This is a genomic window from Neosynechococcus sphagnicola sy1 (genome assembly GCF_000775285.1).
GTDB classification, from domain to species: Bacteria; Cyanobacteriota; Cyanobacteriia; order Neosynechococcales; family Neosynechococcaceae; genus Neosynechococcus; species Neosynechococcus sphagnicola.
This window is the reverse complement of sequence record NZ_JJML01000047.1, coordinates 14,727-33,554: the sequence shown is the minus strand read 5'-3', so window position 1 is coordinate 33,554 and position 18,828 is coordinate 14,727. Positions and strand designations below refer to the sequence as shown.

Genomic DNA, 18,828 nt, shown 5'->3' with positions numbered 1-18,828 from the left:
GACCTCAATGAAATTCCATTTCAGGCTGCCCAGCCCCAGGCATGGCTGCTAGGAGCGCCTGATACCAATTGTCTAAACCAACCCCAGTGCGGGCGGAAACCTCAAACAGTTGGGCCTGGGGAGCCACGCGCTGGATATTGGCGATCGCTAGGGCTAGATCACAGCCCACGGCCTCCGCCACCTCTACTTTGCTAACAAGGACAAAATCAGCGGTTTTAAACATTGTCGGGTATTTCAGCGGCTTATCTTCCCCTTCGGTAACCGATAAAACAACGACGCGGAGGGTTTCTCCGAGGTCATAGCTAGCGGGACAAACCAGGTTACCCACGTTCTCAATCACCAGTAAATTCAGCCCTTGCCAATCCAGTCCTTGCATCGCCTGAGCCACCATGTCCGCTTCTAGATGGCAGGTGTTCCCGGTGGTAATTTGCACTGCGGCTGCCCCCGCATGACGTAAGCGTTGGGCATCGTTATCCGTCGCTAAATCCCCAACAATCACGGCGATTTTCAAGGGGGTGCCGCTGGGGGGATAGCAAAGTTGGGGTAAATCCCCTGCCATGCGCTCAATCAGGGCGGTCTTGCCCGCACCAGGAGAGGACAACAGGTTTAAAACCAAGATGCCGCGATCGCGGAAAAAGCTGCGATTCTGCGCCGCGATCCGATCATTCTTCGCCAGAATCCCCTGGTGTATGGGGATGACATGGATATTGCTGGCAGGCTCAGGGGAGTGCTTTGATCCGTGGGAATGACTGTGCCCATGGGGATGACCAGACTGATCCCGATCACCGTGGGGGTGGTCATGGTTAGGGAACTGCGGATGAAGGGTATCCGGCTGAATGACTCCATTGATGGCAACCGATCCCACTTCGCTACACCCGCAATCCTGACACATACTAGGAAACCTCTAATGAGACAAGTTCTAGGTCGCGCCCCTGAAGCAGCTGCGTACAAAGTTGATGACAGTCGGGGCATTCATAAATCCAATCTGGGGGCTGAAAGTCTTGCTGGCAGGTTGGGCAATAGCAAATTGCCGGGATGGTTTCGATCTCGAGTTCCGCATTTGCGGCGATCGTCCCTTGCACCACGACATCAAAGGCAAATCGCAGGGCTTCTGGCATCACCCCCGATAATTGGCCGACCCGTAACGTCAGCCGATGGATTTGACTCGCGCCCTGTTGCTGCGCATAGCCAAGAGCCAATTCCAAGGTGTTTTCTAGCAGACCCAGTTCATGCATGAGCTCACGCGTCGTACATGCGAGCTTCCGGAGCATCGGGAAATTCTTCGCAGAACTCTTCAAAGTTGCTCTTTTGAGCATCACGTTGGTGGGAAGCTTCAGCCTCTAGCTCTTCCACAATGTCCCACGCCGAGGCCGCTTGGGGAGATGAATCCCCATGTTCCTGCGCGGCAGTATGGGCTTCAGCGATCGCAGTTTCAATCCGTTGACTCAGGGGGGTAATTTGTTCCGTCATAGAATTCTCCGGTTAAGAGACATCAACAATAGCAGGCTCTCAGATCCAAGTTTAACCCTCGGCTTCTTTAGAACCACTCCGTTTTGTGATCGTCCTGGGGATTTCATCAACAGCCTGACCCTTGGCAAGATTACCGAACTTCTCGATACAACGGAGGAAAATTTCCACCCCCAGCCCCAAGACTGTTTCATCGAAATCAAATCGGGGATGATGATGGGGATAGGCGAGGGCTTTTTCAGGATTGGCTGACCCCAGGAAGAAATAGCACCCCGGCACTGCTTGCAGAAAGAACGACATATCCTCCCCTCCCATGGTCTGGCATTCTGGGACAATGCCCACCGGGGGTTCCACTACCGTTGCGGCAACCGAACGTACCAGTTCTGTCATCCCGTCATCATTAATCACGGCGGGATACAACCGCCAATAGTCCAGTTTGTAGCTAGCTCCATAGCTCTGACAGATGCCAGCAATTACCTGCTCAATCCGCTGGGCAAAGAAGAGTTCATAGGCTGGGTTGAAATACCGTACCGTCCCACTGAGATCAGCTGTATCGGCAATGACATTGGAAGCAGTTCCAGATTGGAACTCCCCCACCGTCACGACTGCTGAATCAATCGGATTCACATTCCGGGCCACGATCGATTGCAGAGCACTGACAATTTGAGCGCCAACGACAATTGAATCCACCGTTTGATGGGGCATGGCACCATGGCCTCCCTTCCCGAAAATTTTGCAGCGGAAGGCTTCCACCGCAGCCATTAGGGCACCACTGCGCACCCCCACGGTGCCAAGGGGCAAGTTATTCCATAGGTGTAAACCGATAATGGCATCAACGTGAGGGTGCTCTAGCACCCCGGCCTCAATCATGGGCTTCGCGCCTCCCGGTCCTTCCTCTGCGGGTTGGAAAATTATTTTCACCGTTCCGGCAAACTCCGCCGCGTGTTCAGCCAGATAGAGAGCTGTTCCCAAGGCGATCGCCACATGGCCGTCATGACCACAGGCATGCATCACTCCATCGTGACAGGAACGGTAGGGAACCTGATTTTCTTCCTGGATTGGCAGTGCATCCATATCGGCTCGAATTGCCAGCACTGGTCCCGGCTGACGTCCCGGAATCACAGCAACAATCCCTGTTTGGGCAATCCCTGTCTGATGCTCAATTCCCCAGGCTTGCAGCTTGTGAGCCACAAATGCCGCCGTCAACTGCTCCCGAAAACTCAGTTCGGGACGTTGGTGCAGGTGTCGCCGCCACTCCACCAGTTGCGACTGGAGCGATCGCACAGCAGGCCGAATTTGGCTATGATCAATTGGCCGCGAAGGAGAGGAGGTGGCAAACATAGGGGATGGGGCAAGAAGGGCAACGGGGAAATGATTACAGCCTGGGCAGCACCCCTCACAGCTGTCTTCTTAGTTCACTGCTTTCATTCTACGTGGCGACCTAGGAGTCCGGAGACATTGTCCAGACTATCGTGAGAGTCAGGTAGCTTTTTTCCTATGCGTGTTTACAAGTTATTACTCCTATCAACCCCTGTTGCTCCCCTCGGTTCTGGCGGGGGCGGGGGGTGGAACTCACCCTCCGCAACCTGGCTCAAGAAATGCAGCAGCGGGGTCATCAGGTTCACATCGTCGCGCCTCAGGGATCAGTTCTAGCGGGCATTCCATTGGTCGAAATTCCGGGAGCACTCCAGGTGGCGGCTCAAACCCAAGAACTTACCGCGCCTGTGATCATGCCGGGTAATTCGGCCTTGGCAAATATGTGGGCCTATGCTCGTCAGGTACAGTCCCAATATGATCTTCTGTTCAACTGTGCCTATGATTGGTTGCCCTTCTATCTCACGCCTTTTTTCCAGCGCCCGATCGCCCATTTGGTCAGCATGGGGTCCCTCACCACCACCATGGATGAGATCATCGGCCAGGTAGCAACTCAATTCCCTGGCACCATTGCCGTTTATACCCAGGCGCAGGCCGATACCTTTGCCTTTGCCCCGCATTGCTATCCCCTGGGAAGTGCCTTGGATTTGTCTCTGTATGAATTCTGTGCCCAACCTCAGGAGCGGCTAGCATGGGTGGGGCGAATTTCCCCCGAGAAAGGCTTAGAGGATGCTGTGGCGGCAGCTCAGCAAACCGGGATTCCCCTAGAAATTTTTGGAGTGATTCAAGATCCGGCCTACTGGCAGCAGATCCAGACCACCTATCCCGCTGCCCCCATCTCCTACCGAGGGTTTTTATCGACTCAGGAACTCCAACAGCAACTCCGTCAGTGTCGAGCCTTACTGGTGACCTCCCGCTGGGTCGAGGCCTTTGGCAATGTGGCAATTGAAGCCCTTGCCTGTGGGGTGCCCGTAATTGCCTATCGCCGCGGGGGGTCTGGCAGAGATTGTCCGGGATGGCAAAACAGGATGGTTAGTGGAACCGGACAGTGTCCCTGGTTTGATGACGGCTATTGACAATTTAGAAACCCTCGATCGCAGTGCTTGTCGGCAACAAGCCGAAGCCGAATATTCGATGTCCGTCATGGGCGATCGCCTGGAAACCTGGTTTTCTTATATCTTTCAAATGAAGCACAGTAACAGCAGTGAGTGAACCAACCGAGTAAGTTCTCTATCGTCACTTCTGGAAATGCGGTTGCTAACGCTTTGAGCAAATCAGGATCCGTCCTGGCTCAACATCAACGGCGAGAGAATTCCACCACATCACGTTTGATGGTGACATCATAATTGCCGAAAAAATCGTGCCCCAATAAGCCAATTCCTAGATCAGGCCCAGCGACTGCGACCAGCACATTTTCAGCTACGGCACCATTGACTTCAATGGACTTCACATAGCCCACCGGGATTCGCAGGTTCCGGTCACTAGCTGTCTCCACATTCACATACCCCACAGGCTTGACCCGGAGAGCCACAGCCATCTGGTAGGTTAGCAGGGTGCCACTGGCTCCCGTATCCACAATCATTTCAAAAGTCTGTTTCCCGTTAAAGGTGACATCAATCACGGGGGTACCTCCGGCACGGCGCTTGATTCTGGCTCGAAACACCCGTTGGTTCGGATCAGACGCTGCAGATCCTCCACACAAACGGTTTAAATCCAGGGTGCCGCCTGTTGGGGTAACCATAAAACAACCACTGTCCTGTGCCCTGACGATGGACGGTGGAAACACTCCAGTGGCGATCGCCAGGGCTGTACTCCAGAGTAGACCTGGGGCAATGAGCCTGCAGATGGGAGGGGCGATCGCAACGAACACCCAGTTTTGCCCGTCGTTGGTTATCATCCACGGTCGTTGCATCAGAACCTACCTGTGGTGGCTTTTCTCCAGGATGACTGAAAATTGCCAAGATGATCGGCGTTGATGTTGACCGGGCTGTTTAGCGTCCTAATTTTTGCCCGATGCGCCTGATCAATTGATTCACCTCTGGCAGTTGTAGTTGCATCGCCCAAAGGCAAAAGACGCCCAGACCCGCAGCACCTGCCAGACACAGTTGTAGCAGTTGAATCCACAAGCCTTCTGTGCCCCAAAGTTGTTGCAACCCCCCAAGAGCCATCCAACTGGTGATGCCCGTGAATCCACTGCCAACGGCCAAACCCAGGATCGGCAAGCTCCACTGCCGCAGCGGCAGCCCCCCTAGCTTTTGCTGCAACAACCACAACAAGGCCACGAGGGAAAACAGATTCACCCCCACCGTTGCCAACACCAGTCCCGGTGCCCCATAGGCATCCACCAAAAGAAAGTCCAACAATGCATTCAAGAAAATATTGAATAGGCTGATGCGAAACGGTGTCTCGCCATCCCCTAGGGCATAAAAAACCCGCACCAAGACATCTCTCCCTAAATAAACAAACATTCCTACCCCGTAGGCCATCAGCACCTTGGCCGTAATCACTGAAGCTTGTTGATCAAAGGCAAAGCGTTCATAGACCACCCGCACTATCGGAACGGCCAAGGCAATCATCAGGGCACTGAGGGGTAGCATCACCACGGCGGTGAGCATTAAACCCTGGCGAATACGCCCTTTTAACTCTGGCCAATCCTGGGGGTCAGACAGCCGGGAGAAAATTGGCAGCAGCGGCACCAGAATCATATTCGAGAGAATGCCCAGGGGAGTTTGCACCAGCAGTCCGGCATAGCCTAGGGCAGAGACCGCCGCCGCAGCATTGGGAATAAAGGAGGCAAAAAATAGATCCGTCCAGACATTAATCTGCATCATCCCGGAGGAAAAGGTAGCCGGGATCATGATTGCAACCACTTCTTTCACCTCTGGCCGCTGGAAGTCAAAGCGCAGACGCAGCCCCCCCAACTGGGCTTGCCATTGGGCAGGCAGTTGCACCAACCATTGGAGCAAGCCCCCTGCCAAAGTACTCCAGGCCAGCACCAGTCCTCCCAACAGGGCATACTGGGGGGTCGTGATCCGCTCTCCCAGTTGCAGTCCCAAAACCCCTAAACCAATCAACACTGTGACACTGGAAAAGAGAGGACTAATCGAGGGTAACCAGTACTGATCGGCGGCATTTAAGGTGCCAAAGCCAATGCCAATCAATCCGGCCAGGAGTGCCAGGGGAGCCATGATCTGAAACTGGCGAATGGCGATCGCCTTAGTTTGCAGCAATAGCTGAAACTCTGCCGGGGTAATACCCTCCAGTTGTGCCTGCGCCGGAGAAATATATAACCCCGGTGCCACCAAATGCATCAGGGGATCGGCAAAGCAGATCAGCCCCACCGTCACCAACAGCAACAGCCCCCCCACTAGGGTGGTAATGGTTTCCACCACAGGAGCCACTTCTTCCCGTTGGCGTTTGGCTAACACACTCACAATGGCACTGTGAAAGGGGCCATTAATCCCCCCCAGGAGAATTAATAAAAATCCGGGAATCACATAGGCAAAGTTGTAAGCCCCCACCGCTGGCCCGACCCCAAAGGCAGCGGCGATCGCCTGCTGACGCACCAGACCAAACACCTTACTAATTAACGTTGCAACCGCAACAATTCCGGCAATACCTGCGAGAGAGCGTGATGGTTTTGAGGATTCAGACACAGCAGGTTCCAGACGACACCTGACCTAATTTAACCGTAGAATCTAACTACCCTGATCCCACCTGTAGGGTGGATGGGTAGCCGACAAACCCCTTCTATACTGCTGGATGCAAGATTCATTGACCTTCCCCACTCTCCCTGCCTGTACCTGGAGCCGTCCCCTGGGCTTGGGATGGGAACACCCCTACACCGTTCGCTATGCCAGCAATTTGGATGATGGCCCCTGGCATGGGATGCCCTTAGGGGGCTTTGGGGCTGGCTGTTTGGGGCGCTCCCCGCGGGGAGACTTTAACCTCTGGCATCTAGATGGGGGAGAACACACCTTTCAACCCATCCCGGCCTGTCAGTTTAGCGTGTTTGAGCAGCGAGCGGGTCAGCCTGCTACCGCCTACGCTCTCTGTACCGAGCCGCCTACCGATGGCAGCCTTAGTACCTGGCAGTGGTATCCAGCAACAACCGGGAGTTCCTATCACGCCCTCTATCCCCGGAGTTGGTTTGTCTATGCCGATGTGTTCGCGGCGGCTTTGATCTGTGAGCAATTCTCTCCGATTTGGGCGCACAACTACCAGGAAACCAGTTATCCGGTGGCAATGTTTCAATGGAGCGCCCACAATCCCACGGATCAGCCCCTGACCTTGAGCATTCTCCTCACCTGGCAAAATCTGGTGGGCTGGTTTACCAATCGGCTGAAATCCCCCCAGGTGAAGGTGCGGGACGATGGCAGTCCGGTCTACGAATATCAACCCCGTTGGGGTGAAAGTCAGGGCAATTGCAACCAGTGGATTGCCGATCACGACCGGGCGGGGTTTATCCTCGATCGCGCCGGACGAGATCCGGCCCAGATCCCCCAGGAAGGAGAAGGTCAGTGGGCGGTGGCCACCCTGGCCAGCCCCTATCGTTGGGAGGTGTTCTATCAGGGACGCTGGAACCCAGCGGGGGATGGAGCCGAAATTTGGCAGCAGTTTGCCGCAGATGGTTCCCTCCCCGATCGAGCGGATGAGACGCCAGCGGCTGCCGGAGAACAAATTGGGGTGGCGATCGCGGTGCGGTTTACCCTGGCACCGGGAGAAAGCCGCCAGATTCCCTTTGTTCTCAACTGGGATTTGCCCGTGACCGAGTTTGCCCAGGGGGTGATGAACTACCGCCGCTATACTGATTTCTTTGGTCGTAATGGTCAAAATGCCTGGGCGATCGCCCGCACAGCGCTGAAAAATTATCCCCTCTGGCAGCAGCAGATTCAAGCTTGGCAGCAACCGATTCTGGCGCAGTCCGATCTGCCCGATTGGTTCAAAATGGCGCTGTTTAACGAACTCTACGACCTGACCAGCGGCGGGAGTCTCTGGAGTGCGGGGGATGAGCGGGATCCCATCGGCCAATTTGCCATATTGGAATGCCTGGATTATCGCTGGTATGAGAGCTTAGATGTCAGACTCTACGGCTCCTTCGCCCTATTGCTCCTCTGGCCGCGGTTAGAGAAATCTGTCATGGAGGCCTTTGCGAGGGCGATTCCCGCCGCTGATCCCACCCCCAGGGTCATCGGCTATTACTATACCCAGGGGGTCGCTAGTCCGATTGCCGTGCGCAAGGTCGCCAACGCCACGCCCCACGATCTGGGTGCCCCCAACGAGCATCCCTGGGAGCAAACCAATTACACCAGCTATCAGGACTGTAACCTCTGGAAAGATCTACCTGCAGATTTTGTGCTGCTGGTCTATAGAGACTTTCTCTTTACCGGTGGCACGGACTTCGAGTTCTTAGCTAGCGGCTGGCCAGCCATTGAGTCTGCCCTAGCGTATTTGAAAGCCTTTGATCTGGATGGCGATGGCATCCCGGAAAACTCTGGTGCCCCGGATCAGACCTTTGATGATTGGCGATTGCAGGGCATCAGCGCCTACTGCGGGGGGTTGTGGATTGCAGCGCTCGAGGCAGCGATCGCGATCGCCCAGTTGCTATTACAGCAACCCAATCAACCGCCCGGATTGACAGCAGCAATTACCACCTACCAAACCTGGCTCAGTCAATCTCGCCCTCTCTATCAAGACAGCCTCTGGAATGGGCGCTATTACCGCCTCGACAGCGGCAGTGGCTCCGATGTGGTCATGGCCGATCAACTGTGTGGACAGTTCTACGCCCGCCTGCTGGGACTCCCGGATGTGGTTCCAGCAGACTGCGCCCACGCTGCCCTAGAGATGGTGTACGACACCTGTTTCCGCCAATTCCAGGGGGGACAGTTTGGCGCCGCCAACGGGTTACGTCCGGGGGGAGTGGCGGAAAGGCCAGATGCCACCCATCCTTTAGAAGTCTGGACAGGCATCAACTTTGGGTTGGCGGCTTTTCTATTGCAAATGGGGATGCAAGCAGAGGCCTTTAAGTTAACCGAAGTGGTGGTGCGGCAGATCTATGACAACGGTTTGCAGTTCCGGACTCCGGAAGCGATTACGGCCGCTGGCACCTTCCGAGCCTGCATGTACTTGCGCCCGATGGCCATCTGGGCGATCTACCACGTCTGGAAACAGCAACGGTAGGGATAACCGTAATCAATATCCGCAGAATCCCTAATGCCCCGAGGGGGGCGATCGCCTTGTCGTTTGCCAAAGGCTTCTATGACAATCAAACAAGAGAACGCTACTCACAACACAGGTTGGAATTCATGACGACGATTCTGGAAACAGGCAATATCAGTATCCATACTGAGAATATCTTTCCGATCATCAAAAAATGGCTCTACTCCGATCATGAGATCTTTTTGCGGGAGCTGATCTCCAATGCCGTGGATGCAATTCAAAAATTGAAGATGGTGTCCCATGCCGGGGAGTTTTCCGGAGATCTGGGGGAACCTGCGATTCAGATCACCCTGGATAAAGAGCAGAAAACCCTTTCCATCTCCGACAATGGCATTGGCATGACCGCCGAGGAGGTGAAGAAATACATCACCCAGGTAGCCTTTTCCAGTGCCGAAGAATTTGTGCAGAAATATAAATCCAACCAGGATCAGCAGATTATCGGTCACTTCGGGTTGGGTTTCTACTCATCTTTCATGGTGTCCAGTCGGGTAGAAGTCGATACCCTCTCCTACCGTGAGGGCGCTGAGGCCGTGCATTGGAGCTGCGATGGCTCCACCGCCTTTCAATTAGAATCTTCGCCCCGCACCACCCGAGGTACCACCGTCACCCTCACCCTCCAAGAGGAGGAATTGGAATACCTGGAAGTCCCTCGGATTCGCCAGTTGGTCAAGACTTATTGTGACTTCATGCCCGTTCCCATCCAGTTGGATGGCGAGCAGGTCAACCGTCAGAAAGCCCCTTGGAAAGATGCCCCCAGTAATCTCACCTCCGAGGACTACTTAGAGTTCTATCGCTATCTCTATCCCTTCCAGGAAGACCCACTGTTGTGGGTGCATCTGAACACAGACTACCCCTTCATTGTCAACGGCATCCTTTACTTCCCGAAACTCCGTCCTGAGGTGGATGTCACCAAGAGTCAGATCAAACTGTTCTGTAATCAGGTGTTTGTCAGCGACCACTGTGAAGAGGTGGTGCCCAAGTTCCTGCTGCCGATGCGAGGGGTGATTGACAGCACGGATATCCCCCTGAATGTCTCCCGCAGCTTTCTGCAAAACGATCGCACCGTTCGCAGAATTGCAGACTATATTGCCAAGAAAGTCGGCGATCGCCTGAAAGAGTTGTACCGTGACGACCGAGAGGCCTTCATTCGCTCCTGGCAAGATCTGGGGACGTTTGTCAAGTTCGGGGCCCTCAACGACGAGAAATTTAAAAAGCAAGTCGAAGATCTGATCATCTTCCGGACGACGGCCAACCTGACAACGTCCTCGGCGGAGATGCCAGCAGTGGAAGTGCAGTCTGAAGGCGGCGATGCTTGGGAAACCGTGACGCCAGCCGCCTCCAGTTCCGGTGGCCCGTTCTATACCAATCTCAAGGAATACCTAGAGCGCAATAAAGCCCACCACGAGAATCGGGTGTTTTATTGTACTGAGGAGGTGAATCAATCGTCCTATGTGCAATTACACAAGAACCAGGGTATTGAAGTCCTATTTATGGACGCTTTCATTGATACCCACTTCGTCAGCTTCCTAGAGCGGGAGTATACCGATGTCAAGTTCTCGCGGGTGGATGCCGATCTGGATGACACCCTGATTGAAAAAGACAAGACCGGGGAGATTGTAGACCCCAAAACCAACAAGACCCGCAGTGAACAAATTCAGGAATTGTTTCAGAAAGCCCTCAACAAACCGAAACTGACGATTCGTACCGAAGCCCTGAAGTCGGATAATCCCCAAGGAACTCCTCCAGCGATGGTGTTGCTACCGGAAACCCTGCGGCGGCTCCAGGAAATGACGGCACTAATGCGTCAAGAGCAACTGGCGCAATTCCCCGATGAACACACCCTGCTGGTCAACACGGCCCATCCCCTGATTCAAAATCTCACCAGTCTGAGTCAGGGAGGCATCATTCAAGGAAGTGGCGAGTCTCCCTCGGGAGAACTGGCAAATCTCATCTGCCAGCACGTTTACGATTTGGCATTGATGGCCCAAAAAGGGTTTGATGCCGAGGGCATGCAGACCTTTGTGGAACGCTCCAATCAAGTGCTGACCCGCCTCACGGAGCGAGCGGCTGGCTAAGGCTAAATGGGCCTGCGGTTATCGCTCCCCATCGCACCCTGTCAACCTTAAGTGAAGGGGTAAAGCGGTTTCAAGGGGGATATTTTTGAGGGGCTGAAACCCCTCAAAAATATCTTTACAGATCACTGAGTCTGTAAGAGGGGGAGCAGGAGGGTAACAAAATAGTAGACCAGTGGAGCCGTAAACACATAACTATCTGCCCGATCGAGGATGCCGCCGTGACCGGGAATTAAATCCCCCGAATCCTTAACTCCGGCATCCCGTTTCATCATTGACTCAGTGAGATCACCCAAGAGGCTGGCAATGCCGATTACCAGCCCCAGCCCCACCCCTGTGAACTGCCAAAACGGCCAGTGGAGGGACCAGGCACCAATGGTGGCCACGGTGATGCTGCCCACGACTCCAAAAACAGCACCTTCGACGGTTTTCTTGGGACTAATATTCGATAACCGGGTGCGGCCAAAGAACTTCCCAACCAGGTAGGCTCCAATGTCGGCAGCCCAAATGCAGCCAAAGGCCAGCAGGGTATGGCTCAAACCTTGGGGCAAGGTCTGCCAGTTTAAATGCGCCCAGTCTGGCCAGTAGCCGCCGAGGGGAAGGTTGCTGCTTTCTAAACTCCCCAGCGATCGCAGCCTCACCCAGTAACTGGGTAAATAGCCCCCATAGAATAGTCCCAAAATCGAGGTAGAAATATCGGCGATGGTTGACAGCTTGGGCTGAAACAGGAGGTAAAAGCAAATAAAGGTACCGGCAACGGGTAAGACCGCATCCGCCAGGTTAGGGGCAAAGGTTGCCGTGACTAATAACACCTGACTCACCGCCAGGGTGGTTTTCCGCGCTGGGGCAACCCCCGTTGGTGCGGGCAAGCTCAAAGTACTCCAGTTGCCCCAAATAGATGATGACGCCGAAGCAGAGGGTAAAGTACCAGCCTCCCAATACAATCATGCCCAAAGCGAGGGCGATCGCGACAATTGCACTGAGGAACCGGGATCGGGACATGGCGAAAGGTTAAGTACTATCTCACTCTAGCAACTTACTCGGGAGCAATGTTGTATTGCCTTTATCTAGCGCCTTTGAAGGTTTGACAGCATTCCAGGGCACCAACCTCCCTAGTTTTAGCAATTTCTGGCAGCCTGCTAGCATGGAAAAGGCACTGAAAGGATTGGGACGTATCCATGTCTGATGAACTGCAAACTGAACTCCAGCTAGCCGTGGCGCGGCGTCGAAATTTTGCCATCATCTCCCATCCAGATGCCGGGAAAACAACCCTGACAGAGAAATTGCTGCTCTATGGAGGGGCCATTCATGAGGCGGGAGCCGTGAAGGCGCGTCGGGCTCAGCGCCATGCAACCTCTGACTGGATGGAGATGGAGCAGCAGCGGGGAATTTCCATCACCTCAACGGTGTTGCAGTTTGAGTATCGAGGCTGTCAGATTAATCTACTGGATACCCCCGGTCACCAGGACTTTAGTGAGGATACCTACCGGACGCTGGCAGCCGCAGACAATGCGGTGATGCTCATTGATGCAGCCAAGGGCTTAGAACCCCAGACCCGGAAACTGTTTGAGGTCTGCCGCCTGCGATCGCTGCCAATTTTTACCTTTATCAATAAGCTCGACCGTCCTGGACGAGAACCCCTCGCCCTGCTGGATGAAATTGAGCAAGAGCTAGGCTTGCAAACCTACGCGGTCAATTGGCCGATTGGCATGGGCGATCGCTTCCAGGGGGTCTATGACCGCCAGCGCCAGCAGATCCATTTATTTGAACGCAGTGCCCATGGCAAGCGAGAAGCCATTGATACGGTGATCGACCAAGGAGACCCCCGGATTGAGCGCCTATTAGAGCAAGACCTCTACTACCAATTAAAGGACGATTTGGAGTTATTGGAGGGAGCCGGGCCTGACTTAGATTTAGCACCGGTTCACCAGGGGCAAATGACGCCCGTGTTTTTTGGCAGCGCCATGACCAATTTTGGGGTGGAACTCTTCCTGCGTTCGTTTCTAGACTGTGCTCTCAAACCCAGTTCTCACCGCAGTAATCTGGGTGACATTCCCCCCGACCCACCCAGACTTTTCGGGATTTGTGTTCAAGCTCCAAGCCAATATGGACCCGAGGCACCGCGATCGCATTGCCTTTGTGCGGGTGTGCTCCGGCAAATTTGAGAAGGACATGAACGTCAACCATGCCCGCACGGGTAAAACGGTGCGTCTCTCCCGTCCCCAAAAGCTGTTTGCCCAAGATCGTGAATCCCTGGAAGAAGCCTATCCAGGGGATGTGATTGGCCTCAATAACCCAGGGGTATTTGCCATTGGAGATACGATCTATAATGGCCAAAAACTTGAGTATGAGGGTATTCCTAGCTTTTCACCAGAACTCTTTGCCTACCTGCGCAACCCCAACCCGTCTAAGTTCAAACAATTCCACAAAGGCGTTTCAGAACTAAAGGAAGAGGGGGCGGTGCAAATTATGCATTCCGCCGATGAGGCCAAGCGAGAACCCATTTTGGCAGCGGTGGGGCAGTTGCAGTTTGAAGTGGTGCAGTTCCGTCTCCAGAATGAATATGGGGTGGAAACCCAACTAGAGTTGCTGCCTTTCACCCTAGCGCGCTGGGTAGAGGGCGGTTGGGAGGCACTCCAGCAGGTGGGTCGCCTCTTCAATACCCTGACGGTGAAAGATGCCTGGAATCGCCCGGTGCTGCTGTTTCGCAATGAATGGAACTGCCAGCAAATCCAGACTGATCATCCTGAACTAAAGCTGAATACCATCGCCCCTGTGGCCTCTGGTTCCCAGCCAGCGTTGTTGTAGCCCTTGCAAACTTAACGCCAATGGCCGATTCCTCCCCAGACCCGCTGTTATCCGATGGTCTGACTGCCTTGAAGTTGGGGGATTACCCGACGGCGATCGCCTATTTGGAATTGGTCTACCAGCAGTATCCAGACATCCATTCCCAGCCTCGACAGCAGGCACTGGTGGGATTGGTAATTGCCTGCGAAAAAATTGCCCAGCCCCAGCAGGCCATTGACTACTGTCGGGAACTGACCCAGAGTCCCACCCCAACGGTGGAGGCTTGGGCTCAGCAAACCCTCAACAGCCTCCTGGCTAAATTCACCCCAGCAGTACCACCATCCTCTTCCCCTGAGACTGCTGCCCCATCACCTGGTGCATCCGTCCCTGCTCCTGCCGTGCCGTCCCCAGCGGCATCACCTAGCTCCCAGGAATCCTTCACTAGTGACCCATCGGTTACCCCCCCGCCCTGCTTCCCAGCCACCACCCTCCCGGACACCGGAACCGAGATCGCCCTTGAGGTCTTCCCCTCTCTGGGAACTTTGGCTAGTACAGGGGGTAACCATCCTGGCTCTGTTCTGGTGGGTGCGCTGGAGCCTACAGACCTTAATGCTCGCCCTCAATTGGGTGTTGGGGATAGCTCCAGTGCTCAACCCCCTTGACTGGCTTTATGCAGATCCCACTCTCTTTGTCATTGCCGTTTTTGTCTGCCTCGGGGGGGGGGCTCCCTGGCTACTCCAGCAACTCTTACAGTGGGGTTATGGCTTAAACCCTCTGAGTATGGAGCAACTGACTCAGCAGCATCCTGGGGTAGCGAAATTGCTGAAGCGTCAGTGCTGGCAACGAAATTGGCCTTGGCCGCAGCTTGGCGTTCTTCCGACCTTGGCTCCCCTATCCTTCACCTATGGCTGGCTCCCCCGCACTGCCCGGATCGTCGTTAGTCAGGGACTTTTAGAGCAACTCGCTGATGAGGAACTGGCAGCGATTTTTGCCTATGAACTTGGGCATCAGATCCACTGGAATGTGGGGGTGATGTCTCTGATCATTCTGGTACTGCAAATACCCTACACCCTCTATTGGCAGGCGGCGCGTTGGGGCGATCGCTGGCAGCATCCCTTCCTTCAAGGCAGTTTGGGGATCATTGCTGCTGCCGCCTATGGTGTTTACTGGCTGTGGCGCTGGCCAGTGCTCTGGCTCTCTCGCCTGCGGGTGGCCTACAGCGATCGCCAAGCCATCGCGATCACCGGGAACCCCAACGCCCTGATTCGAGCCCTCTCCCAACTCGCGATCGGCATTGCCACTGATATTCAACAGCAGCAACAGACCAGTTACCTCCTAGAGGGCTTTGATCTGCTCATGCCCCTCGGGCATCGTCAGGCGCTCACTCTCGGGAGTTTGAGTACTGATACCCCCACTGCCTGTTTTATCTGGGACACACAAAATCTCGGTCGTCATTGGTTAACCCTGAATCAACCCCATCCTTCCCTGGGCGATCGCCTCCAACGCCTGATCAACTACGCGCACCAGTGGCAAATCTGCCCTGAATTTCAGATATCAACTCCCGTGTCTTCTAGAGGCCGATTACCCTTCTGGAATCTCCGTCATCCCCTCTGGCTTCAGGGTGCCCCCTACCTGGGTCTATTGCTGGGCTTGAGTTTAGGCATCAGTCTCTGGCTGGTGGGCGCGATTAGTTACCTGACTCGGTTTGGGCTGTTGGATTGGCTCTATGGCAATCAACTCGTGATCCAGGGCTGCCTATCGATTGGAGTCAGCCTCGGCATTCTGGTGCGGATGAATTCCTTCTTCCCCGATATCAAACCCGGAAACCTGCAGACTGAGCCCTCGCTCCGAGAACTACTTTCCCAACCCCTAGCCCTTCCTGTCGATAGTTTGGCCGTCAAATGGCAAGATGGTGTCTTGTTAGGTCGTCCCGGCACCGGCAATTGGCTGAACCAAGACCTGATCTTGCAGACCCAAAGTGGCCTCGTCAAACTACACTGGCTATCTAGTCTTGGGGTCTGCGGTAATCTCTGGCTGCGCCCTCAGAGGCTAGGAATTGGACAATCCATTCAAGTTACAGGCTGGTTTCGTCGGGGGGCGACCCCGTGGGTAGATGTTGCCAGTTGGCAACGTCCCAACCAGCCGCTTGAGCGCAGTGGTCATCCCCTTTGGTCGACCTTATTAATCGCCGGAACCGCCTTGGTGGGGATTTACTGGATTGCCATAGCTTAGGGAGAGGCAACCTAGCTCCCGCGTACCTTGATCTTGCCCAATCTTGATGGCCGCTGTTGCAAGGAACCCGAACAGAGATAGACTTTAAATCAGCTGCATCGACCCACAGCCTAGAGTAATAAGGTTTGGAAGCTCTTATCTAGCATGAATTGTAGTGTTTGAAAGCTCTACAGGTGTATCTTTTGACTCCGTCTTGATGGCGTTCAATGAACTGCAACTAAACTATCTTCAGCTTCTATGAGAGTCGTCGCCAACAACACAGATCCCCCATCTGTAACAAATGCTGTGATAACCTTATAAGTGGCTTGTTCATATAAGTGGCTTGTTCTTACCGGGTACAAGCTAGTGGGGTAGCTCTCCTGGTAAGCCTTTCCGAAAAGCCTCCAGTTATGTCCGAAGACCAAATCTGTGATCTCTCCCCTGCACCCTTGGCTGTCAACTGGACACAGACCAGAGAGCTGAAAATATTGAGTTTTTTAGGGTGGTTGTTGTACCCAGTCAGTTCCCAAGTAAAAAGCAGTTGTGCCAAGCTGGAAGCGAGTTCCTGCTTGAGCCAGTTTTTTGCTATTCCGGAAGTTAACAGTGTTGTTTAGCAAATGTGTCTGAATCTGGAGGTATCTTTCGTATGTCCATCCGTCTCTATGTGGGCAATCTTCCTGAAGAACTAGACCGTCAGGAACTAGCATCTGTCTTTGCAGAGGCTGGGGATTCTGTGTCTACCAAGGTGATCACTGACCGCAAAACAGGGAAGTGCCGTGGTTTTGGCTTCGTGACGGTGAAAACACCTGAGCAGGCAGATGAGCTGATCGAAAAGTTCAATGGTTACCTCTTTAAAGAGAATGCACTGAAAATCGAGAAAGCACTCCCACGGGCCAAGGGCAAATCAGATGAAGAGTTGCAGGGAAGCCCAGAGGTAGAAGATAGCGTTGCTCCTCCACTGGAGCGGAGCAATCGGCGCAAAAATACCCAAAAGTCAAACAAACAACGAACAACCACCCGTACGAGTGGAGATCCAGAGGCCACCCAACCCGATCCCCGTTGGGCACAGGAGCTAGAAAAGCTGAAGCAGCTGCTAGCAGCGCAAGCCACGAATCCCTAAACAAAAGTGCCCCACGGCCAATTGGCGGTAGGGCATTGACACAGTTAAACGCTGATTTCAGCTTCTCAACTCGCTGATTGCCACTGTAGGGGCGCTGTGACGGTTTCTGGAGTGTCCAGCTAGGCTGGCAGCTAGAAGAGCTGGCAGCCGATCCAGCCCATGCCTAAGCCAGTGACAGAAACACCACCTAGGATGAGGAAATCCTGCAATTTTGTTAAGTCTGCACCCTGGTCAATATCCAGGCGGGCGAGGATCGCTGCTGCCACAATCACCAAAACATGGGCGGTAATGTGAATCCAGGTTAAGACAAACACCAGCCCCACTGCAGCCATCAGCATTGAAATAAAGGCTCTGGTTTCCGATTGGGAGGAACGAGCGATCAGTGCCCGCATATTGGCGAGGGGAGATGTGAGAGTGGCAGCCAACAGCAAGGTGCCCGTAATGGCCGATGACCAGATTAACCAGGGTAATGTCGATACAGGGATTGTCCAGCCCAGGATGCTAAAAACTGGATCGAGGTCTTCCGGAGCTGGTTTGAGGTGATTGACGAAGTTGGTGATATACCAGCCAAAGGCACTATAGGTTGCCATGAGAATTCCTAAGGACGGCCAAGGAGAAACTTTTTTCAGCAATGGCATAAATGACATCCAGACGTTTTTAGGACTACTCTACTGCTAGAGATGACTGCACGCCACTGGCTTTTCAGGGTCGGGTTCTTCTTAACGGGGATGGCGTTGCCAATCGCCGCTGCCCAGTCTCCCCCCAATTGCCCACTGCCCGCCCTAGAGAGATTTGTCCGCCATCGGGTCATTCCTGGAGAAACCCTAGCTGCGATCGCCCAACGCTATAATCTGATTCCAGCAACGCTGATGGGGTTGAACCCAACCCTGCGCCAGGGTCGCGTCACCCCCGGTCAAGACATCTGGATTCCCCCCTACAATGGCATCCGAGTCGCAGTTTCCCCTGGACAGACCTGGCAAGCGATCGCCCGTGCCTTTCAGGTACGTCCAGATACCCTATTTGAGGTCAATGGCTGCCAGCCGAATCCCCAGGTGGTCTTTGTACCAGGGGTGAATTGGTCACCTAATCAATCCCCGGCTCAACCATTGGTGCCCCCAGCGACAGCCCTCCCGCGACGTTTCCCCGCCTATCCCTTGGCAGTTACTGCCCCCTTGCTCATGGGCTATGGCTGGCAACTGTTTCCCCGCACCGGAGAGGTGGCTTTCCATAGTGGCTGGGATCTGGCAGCCCCCCTGGGAGCTGCGGTGCAGGCGGTGGATCGAGGTGTGGTGGCATTTGCAGGCAGCCAGGGAGTCTATGGTCAACTGGTGGTTGTCAACCATCCGGGAGGACTCCAAACCCGCTATGCCCAGCTGGATCATCTGGCGGTGAAAACTGGGCAGCAGGTTCAGGCAGGCGATCGCTTGGGAACCGTGGGTACCACGGGGACACCGAGTCTTGTGGAACCTCACCTCCACTTTGAAGTGCGCCATGCCTCCACCCTGGGCTGGGTAGCAGCAGATCCCCAACCTTATCTGGGCAGCCGTCGAGATTAGGGCTGCGGTATGAGTACCATGA

General features: G+C 54.4%; 13 protein-coding genes and 3 pseudogenes. 8 read left to right on the top strand and 8 right to left on the bottom strand.

Annotation, left to right across the window (positions count from 1 at the left end; genetic code table 11):
* Window positions 1-4: 4 nt before the first annotated feature.
* The 4 genes from hypB to DO97_RS16825 are packed head-to-tail and all read right to left on the bottom strand — an operon-like array spanning window position 5 to window position 2,808.
* Entirely contained in the window at window positions 5-892 is an 888-nt protein-coding gene (gene hypB, locus DO97_RS16840; protein WP_052128886.1) for a hydrogenase nickel incorporation protein HypB, read from the bottom strand.
* Window position 893: 1 nt separating this feature from the next.
* Entirely contained in the window at window positions 894-1,235 is a 342-nt protein-coding gene (gene hypA / locus DO97_RS16835) for a hydrogenase maturation nickel metallochaperone HypA (protein WP_036535646.1), read from the bottom strand.
* A gap of 4 nt (window positions 1,236-1,239) precedes the next feature.
* On the bottom strand, window positions 1,240-1,470 hold the full coding sequence (locus DO97_RS16830; RefSeq protein ID WP_036535645.1) for a Calvin cycle protein CP12: 231 nt from the start codon (window positions 1,468-1,470) through the stop codon (window positions 1,240-1,242).
* Between the two features lie 51 nt (window positions 1,471-1,521).
* Window positions 1,522-2,808 (bottom strand): M20 metallopeptidase family protein, encoded by a 1,287-nt coding sequence (locus DO97_RS16825; RefSeq protein ID WP_081980818.1) that lies wholly within the window; start codon window positions 2,806-2,808, stop codon window positions 1,522-1,524.
* 156 nt (window positions 2,809-2,964) lie between these two features.
* On the opposite strand from DO97_RS16825, the pseudogene DO97_RS16820 reads away from it, so the two are divergent.
* Window positions 2,965-4,053, top strand: a pseudogene (locus tag DO97_RS16820) (glycosyltransferase family 4 protein).
* 85 nt (window positions 4,054-4,138) lie between these two features.
* Here DO97_RS16820 and DO97_RS16815 read toward each other — a convergent pair.
* A complete protein-coding gene (locus DO97_RS16815) occupies window positions 4,139-4,753 on the bottom strand; it encodes a retropepsin-like aspartic protease family protein (protein WP_081980817.1) in 615 nt (204 codons plus the stop codon).
* Between the two features lie 79 nt (window positions 4,754-4,832).
* The gene (gene murJ / locus DO97_RS16810) at window positions 4,833-6,497 is read right to left on the bottom strand and encodes a murein biosynthesis integral membrane protein MurJ (RefSeq protein WP_036535643.1); all 1,665 of its coding nucleotides are present in this window, start codon (window positions 6,495-6,497) and stop codon (window positions 4,833-4,835) included.
* A gap of 106 nt (window positions 6,498-6,603) precedes the next feature.
* On the opposite strand from murJ, the gene DO97_RS16805 reads away from it, so the two are divergent.
* Together DO97_RS16805 and htpG are read left to right on the top strand one after the other, a co-directional pair.
* Complete coding sequence (locus DO97_RS16805; protein WP_036535641.1) at window positions 6,604-9,021, top strand: GH116 family glycosyl hydrolase; 2,418 nt, start codon at window positions 6,604-6,606, stop codon at window positions 9,019-9,021.
* 125 nt (window positions 9,022-9,146) lie between these two features.
* Entirely contained in the window at window positions 9,147-11,135 is a 1,989-nt protein-coding gene (gene htpG, locus DO97_RS16800) for a molecular chaperone HtpG (RefSeq protein WP_072016487.1), read from the top strand.
* Between the two features lie 122 nt (window positions 11,136-11,257).
* Here htpG and DO97_RS16795 read toward each other — a convergent pair.
* Window positions 11,258-12,134: pseudogene (locus DO97_RS16795) on the bottom strand (phosphatidate cytidylyltransferase).
* Window positions 12,135-12,310: 176 nt separating this feature from the next.
* Between DO97_RS16795 and prfC the strand changes: the two are divergent.
* From prfC to DO97_RS16770, 4 genes and pseudogenes are all read left to right on the top strand, one after another.
* A pseudogene (gene prfC / locus DO97_RS30350) lies at window positions 12,311-13,940 on the top strand (peptide chain release factor 3).
* 20 nt (window positions 13,941-13,960) lie between these two features.
* On the top strand, window positions 13,961-14,581 hold the full coding sequence (locus tag DO97_RS21425) for a tetratricopeptide repeat protein (RefSeq protein WP_052128885.1): 621 nt from the start codon (window positions 13,961-13,963) through the stop codon (window positions 14,579-14,581).
* Window positions 14,529-16,151 (top strand): M48 family metalloprotease, encoded by a 1,623-nt coding sequence (locus tag DO97_RS16780; protein ID WP_081980816.1) that lies wholly within the window; start codon window positions 14,529-14,531, stop codon window positions 16,149-16,151. The genes DO97_RS21425 and DO97_RS16780 overlap by 53 nt, the downstream gene beginning before the upstream one ends.
* Before the next feature lie 625 nt (window positions 16,152-16,776).
* A complete protein-coding gene (locus DO97_RS16770; RefSeq protein WP_036535635.1) occupies window positions 16,777-17,250 on the top strand; it encodes an RNA recognition motif domain-containing protein in 474 nt (157 codons plus the stop codon).
* 131 nt (window positions 17,251-17,381) lie between these two features.
* Here DO97_RS16770 and DO97_RS21420 read toward each other — a convergent pair whose 3' ends face one another.
* Entirely contained in the window at window positions 17,382-17,888 is a 507-nt protein-coding gene (locus DO97_RS21420; RefSeq protein ID WP_156120633.1) for a hypothetical protein, read from the bottom strand.
* A 42-nt stretch (window positions 17,889-17,930) separates the two neighbouring features.
* Here DO97_RS21420 and DO97_RS16760 point away from each other — a divergent pair, with 42 nt between their 5' ends.
* Window positions 17,931-18,806, top strand: a complete 876-nt coding sequence (locus DO97_RS16760) for a LysM peptidoglycan-binding domain-containing M23 family metallopeptidase (RefSeq protein WP_036535633.1) — start codon at window positions 17,931-17,933, stop codon at window positions 18,804-18,806.
* Window positions 18,807-18,828 lie beyond the last annotated feature (22 nt).

Excerpts from the sequence above, each read along its gene's own strand:
- hypB (WP_052128886.1), bottom strand. The coding sequence starts at position 892 with ATGTGTCAGGATTGCGGGTGTAGCGAAGTGGGATCGGTTGCCATCAAT.
- DO97_RS21420 (WP_156120633.1), bottom strand. The coding sequence starts at position 17,888 with ATGCCATTGCTGAAAAAAGTTTCTCCTTGGCCGTCCTTAGGAATTCTC.
- hypA (WP_036535646.1), bottom strand. The coding sequence starts at position 1,235 with ATGCATGAACTGGGTCTGCTAGAAAACACCTTGGAATTGGCTCTTGGC.
- DO97_RS16830 (WP_036535645.1), bottom strand. The coding sequence starts at position 1,470 with ATGACGGAACAAATTACCCCCCTGAGTCAACGGATTGAAACTGCGATC.
- DO97_RS21425 (WP_052128885.1), top strand. The coding sequence starts at position 13,961 with ATGGCCGATTCCTCCCCAGACCCGCTGTTATCCGATGGTCTGACTGCC.
- htpG (WP_072016487.1), top strand. The coding sequence starts at position 9,147 with ATGACGACGATTCTGGAAACAGGCAATATCAGTATCCATACTGAGAAT.
- DO97_RS16770 (WP_036535635.1), top strand. The coding sequence starts at position 16,777 with ATGTCCATCCGTCTCTATGTGGGCAATCTTCCTGAAGAACTAGACCGT.
- DO97_RS16805 (WP_036535641.1), top strand. The coding sequence starts at position 6,604 with ATGCAAGATTCATTGACCTTCCCCACTCTCCCTGCCTGTACCTGGAGC.
- DO97_RS16815 (WP_081980817.1), bottom strand. The coding sequence starts at position 4,753 with ATGCAACGACCGTGGATGATAACCAACGACGGGCAAAACTGGGTGTTC.
- DO97_RS16760 (WP_036535633.1), top strand. The coding sequence starts at position 17,931 with ATGACTGCACGCCACTGGCTTTTCAGGGTCGGGTTCTTCTTAACGGGG.
- DO97_RS16825 (WP_081980818.1), bottom strand. The coding sequence starts at position 2,808 with ATGTTTGCCACCTCCTCTCCTTCGCGGCCAATTGATCATAGCCAAATT.
- DO97_RS16780 (WP_081980816.1), top strand. The coding sequence starts at position 14,529 with ATGCTCGCCCTCAATTGGGTGTTGGGGATAGCTCCAGTGCTCAACCCC.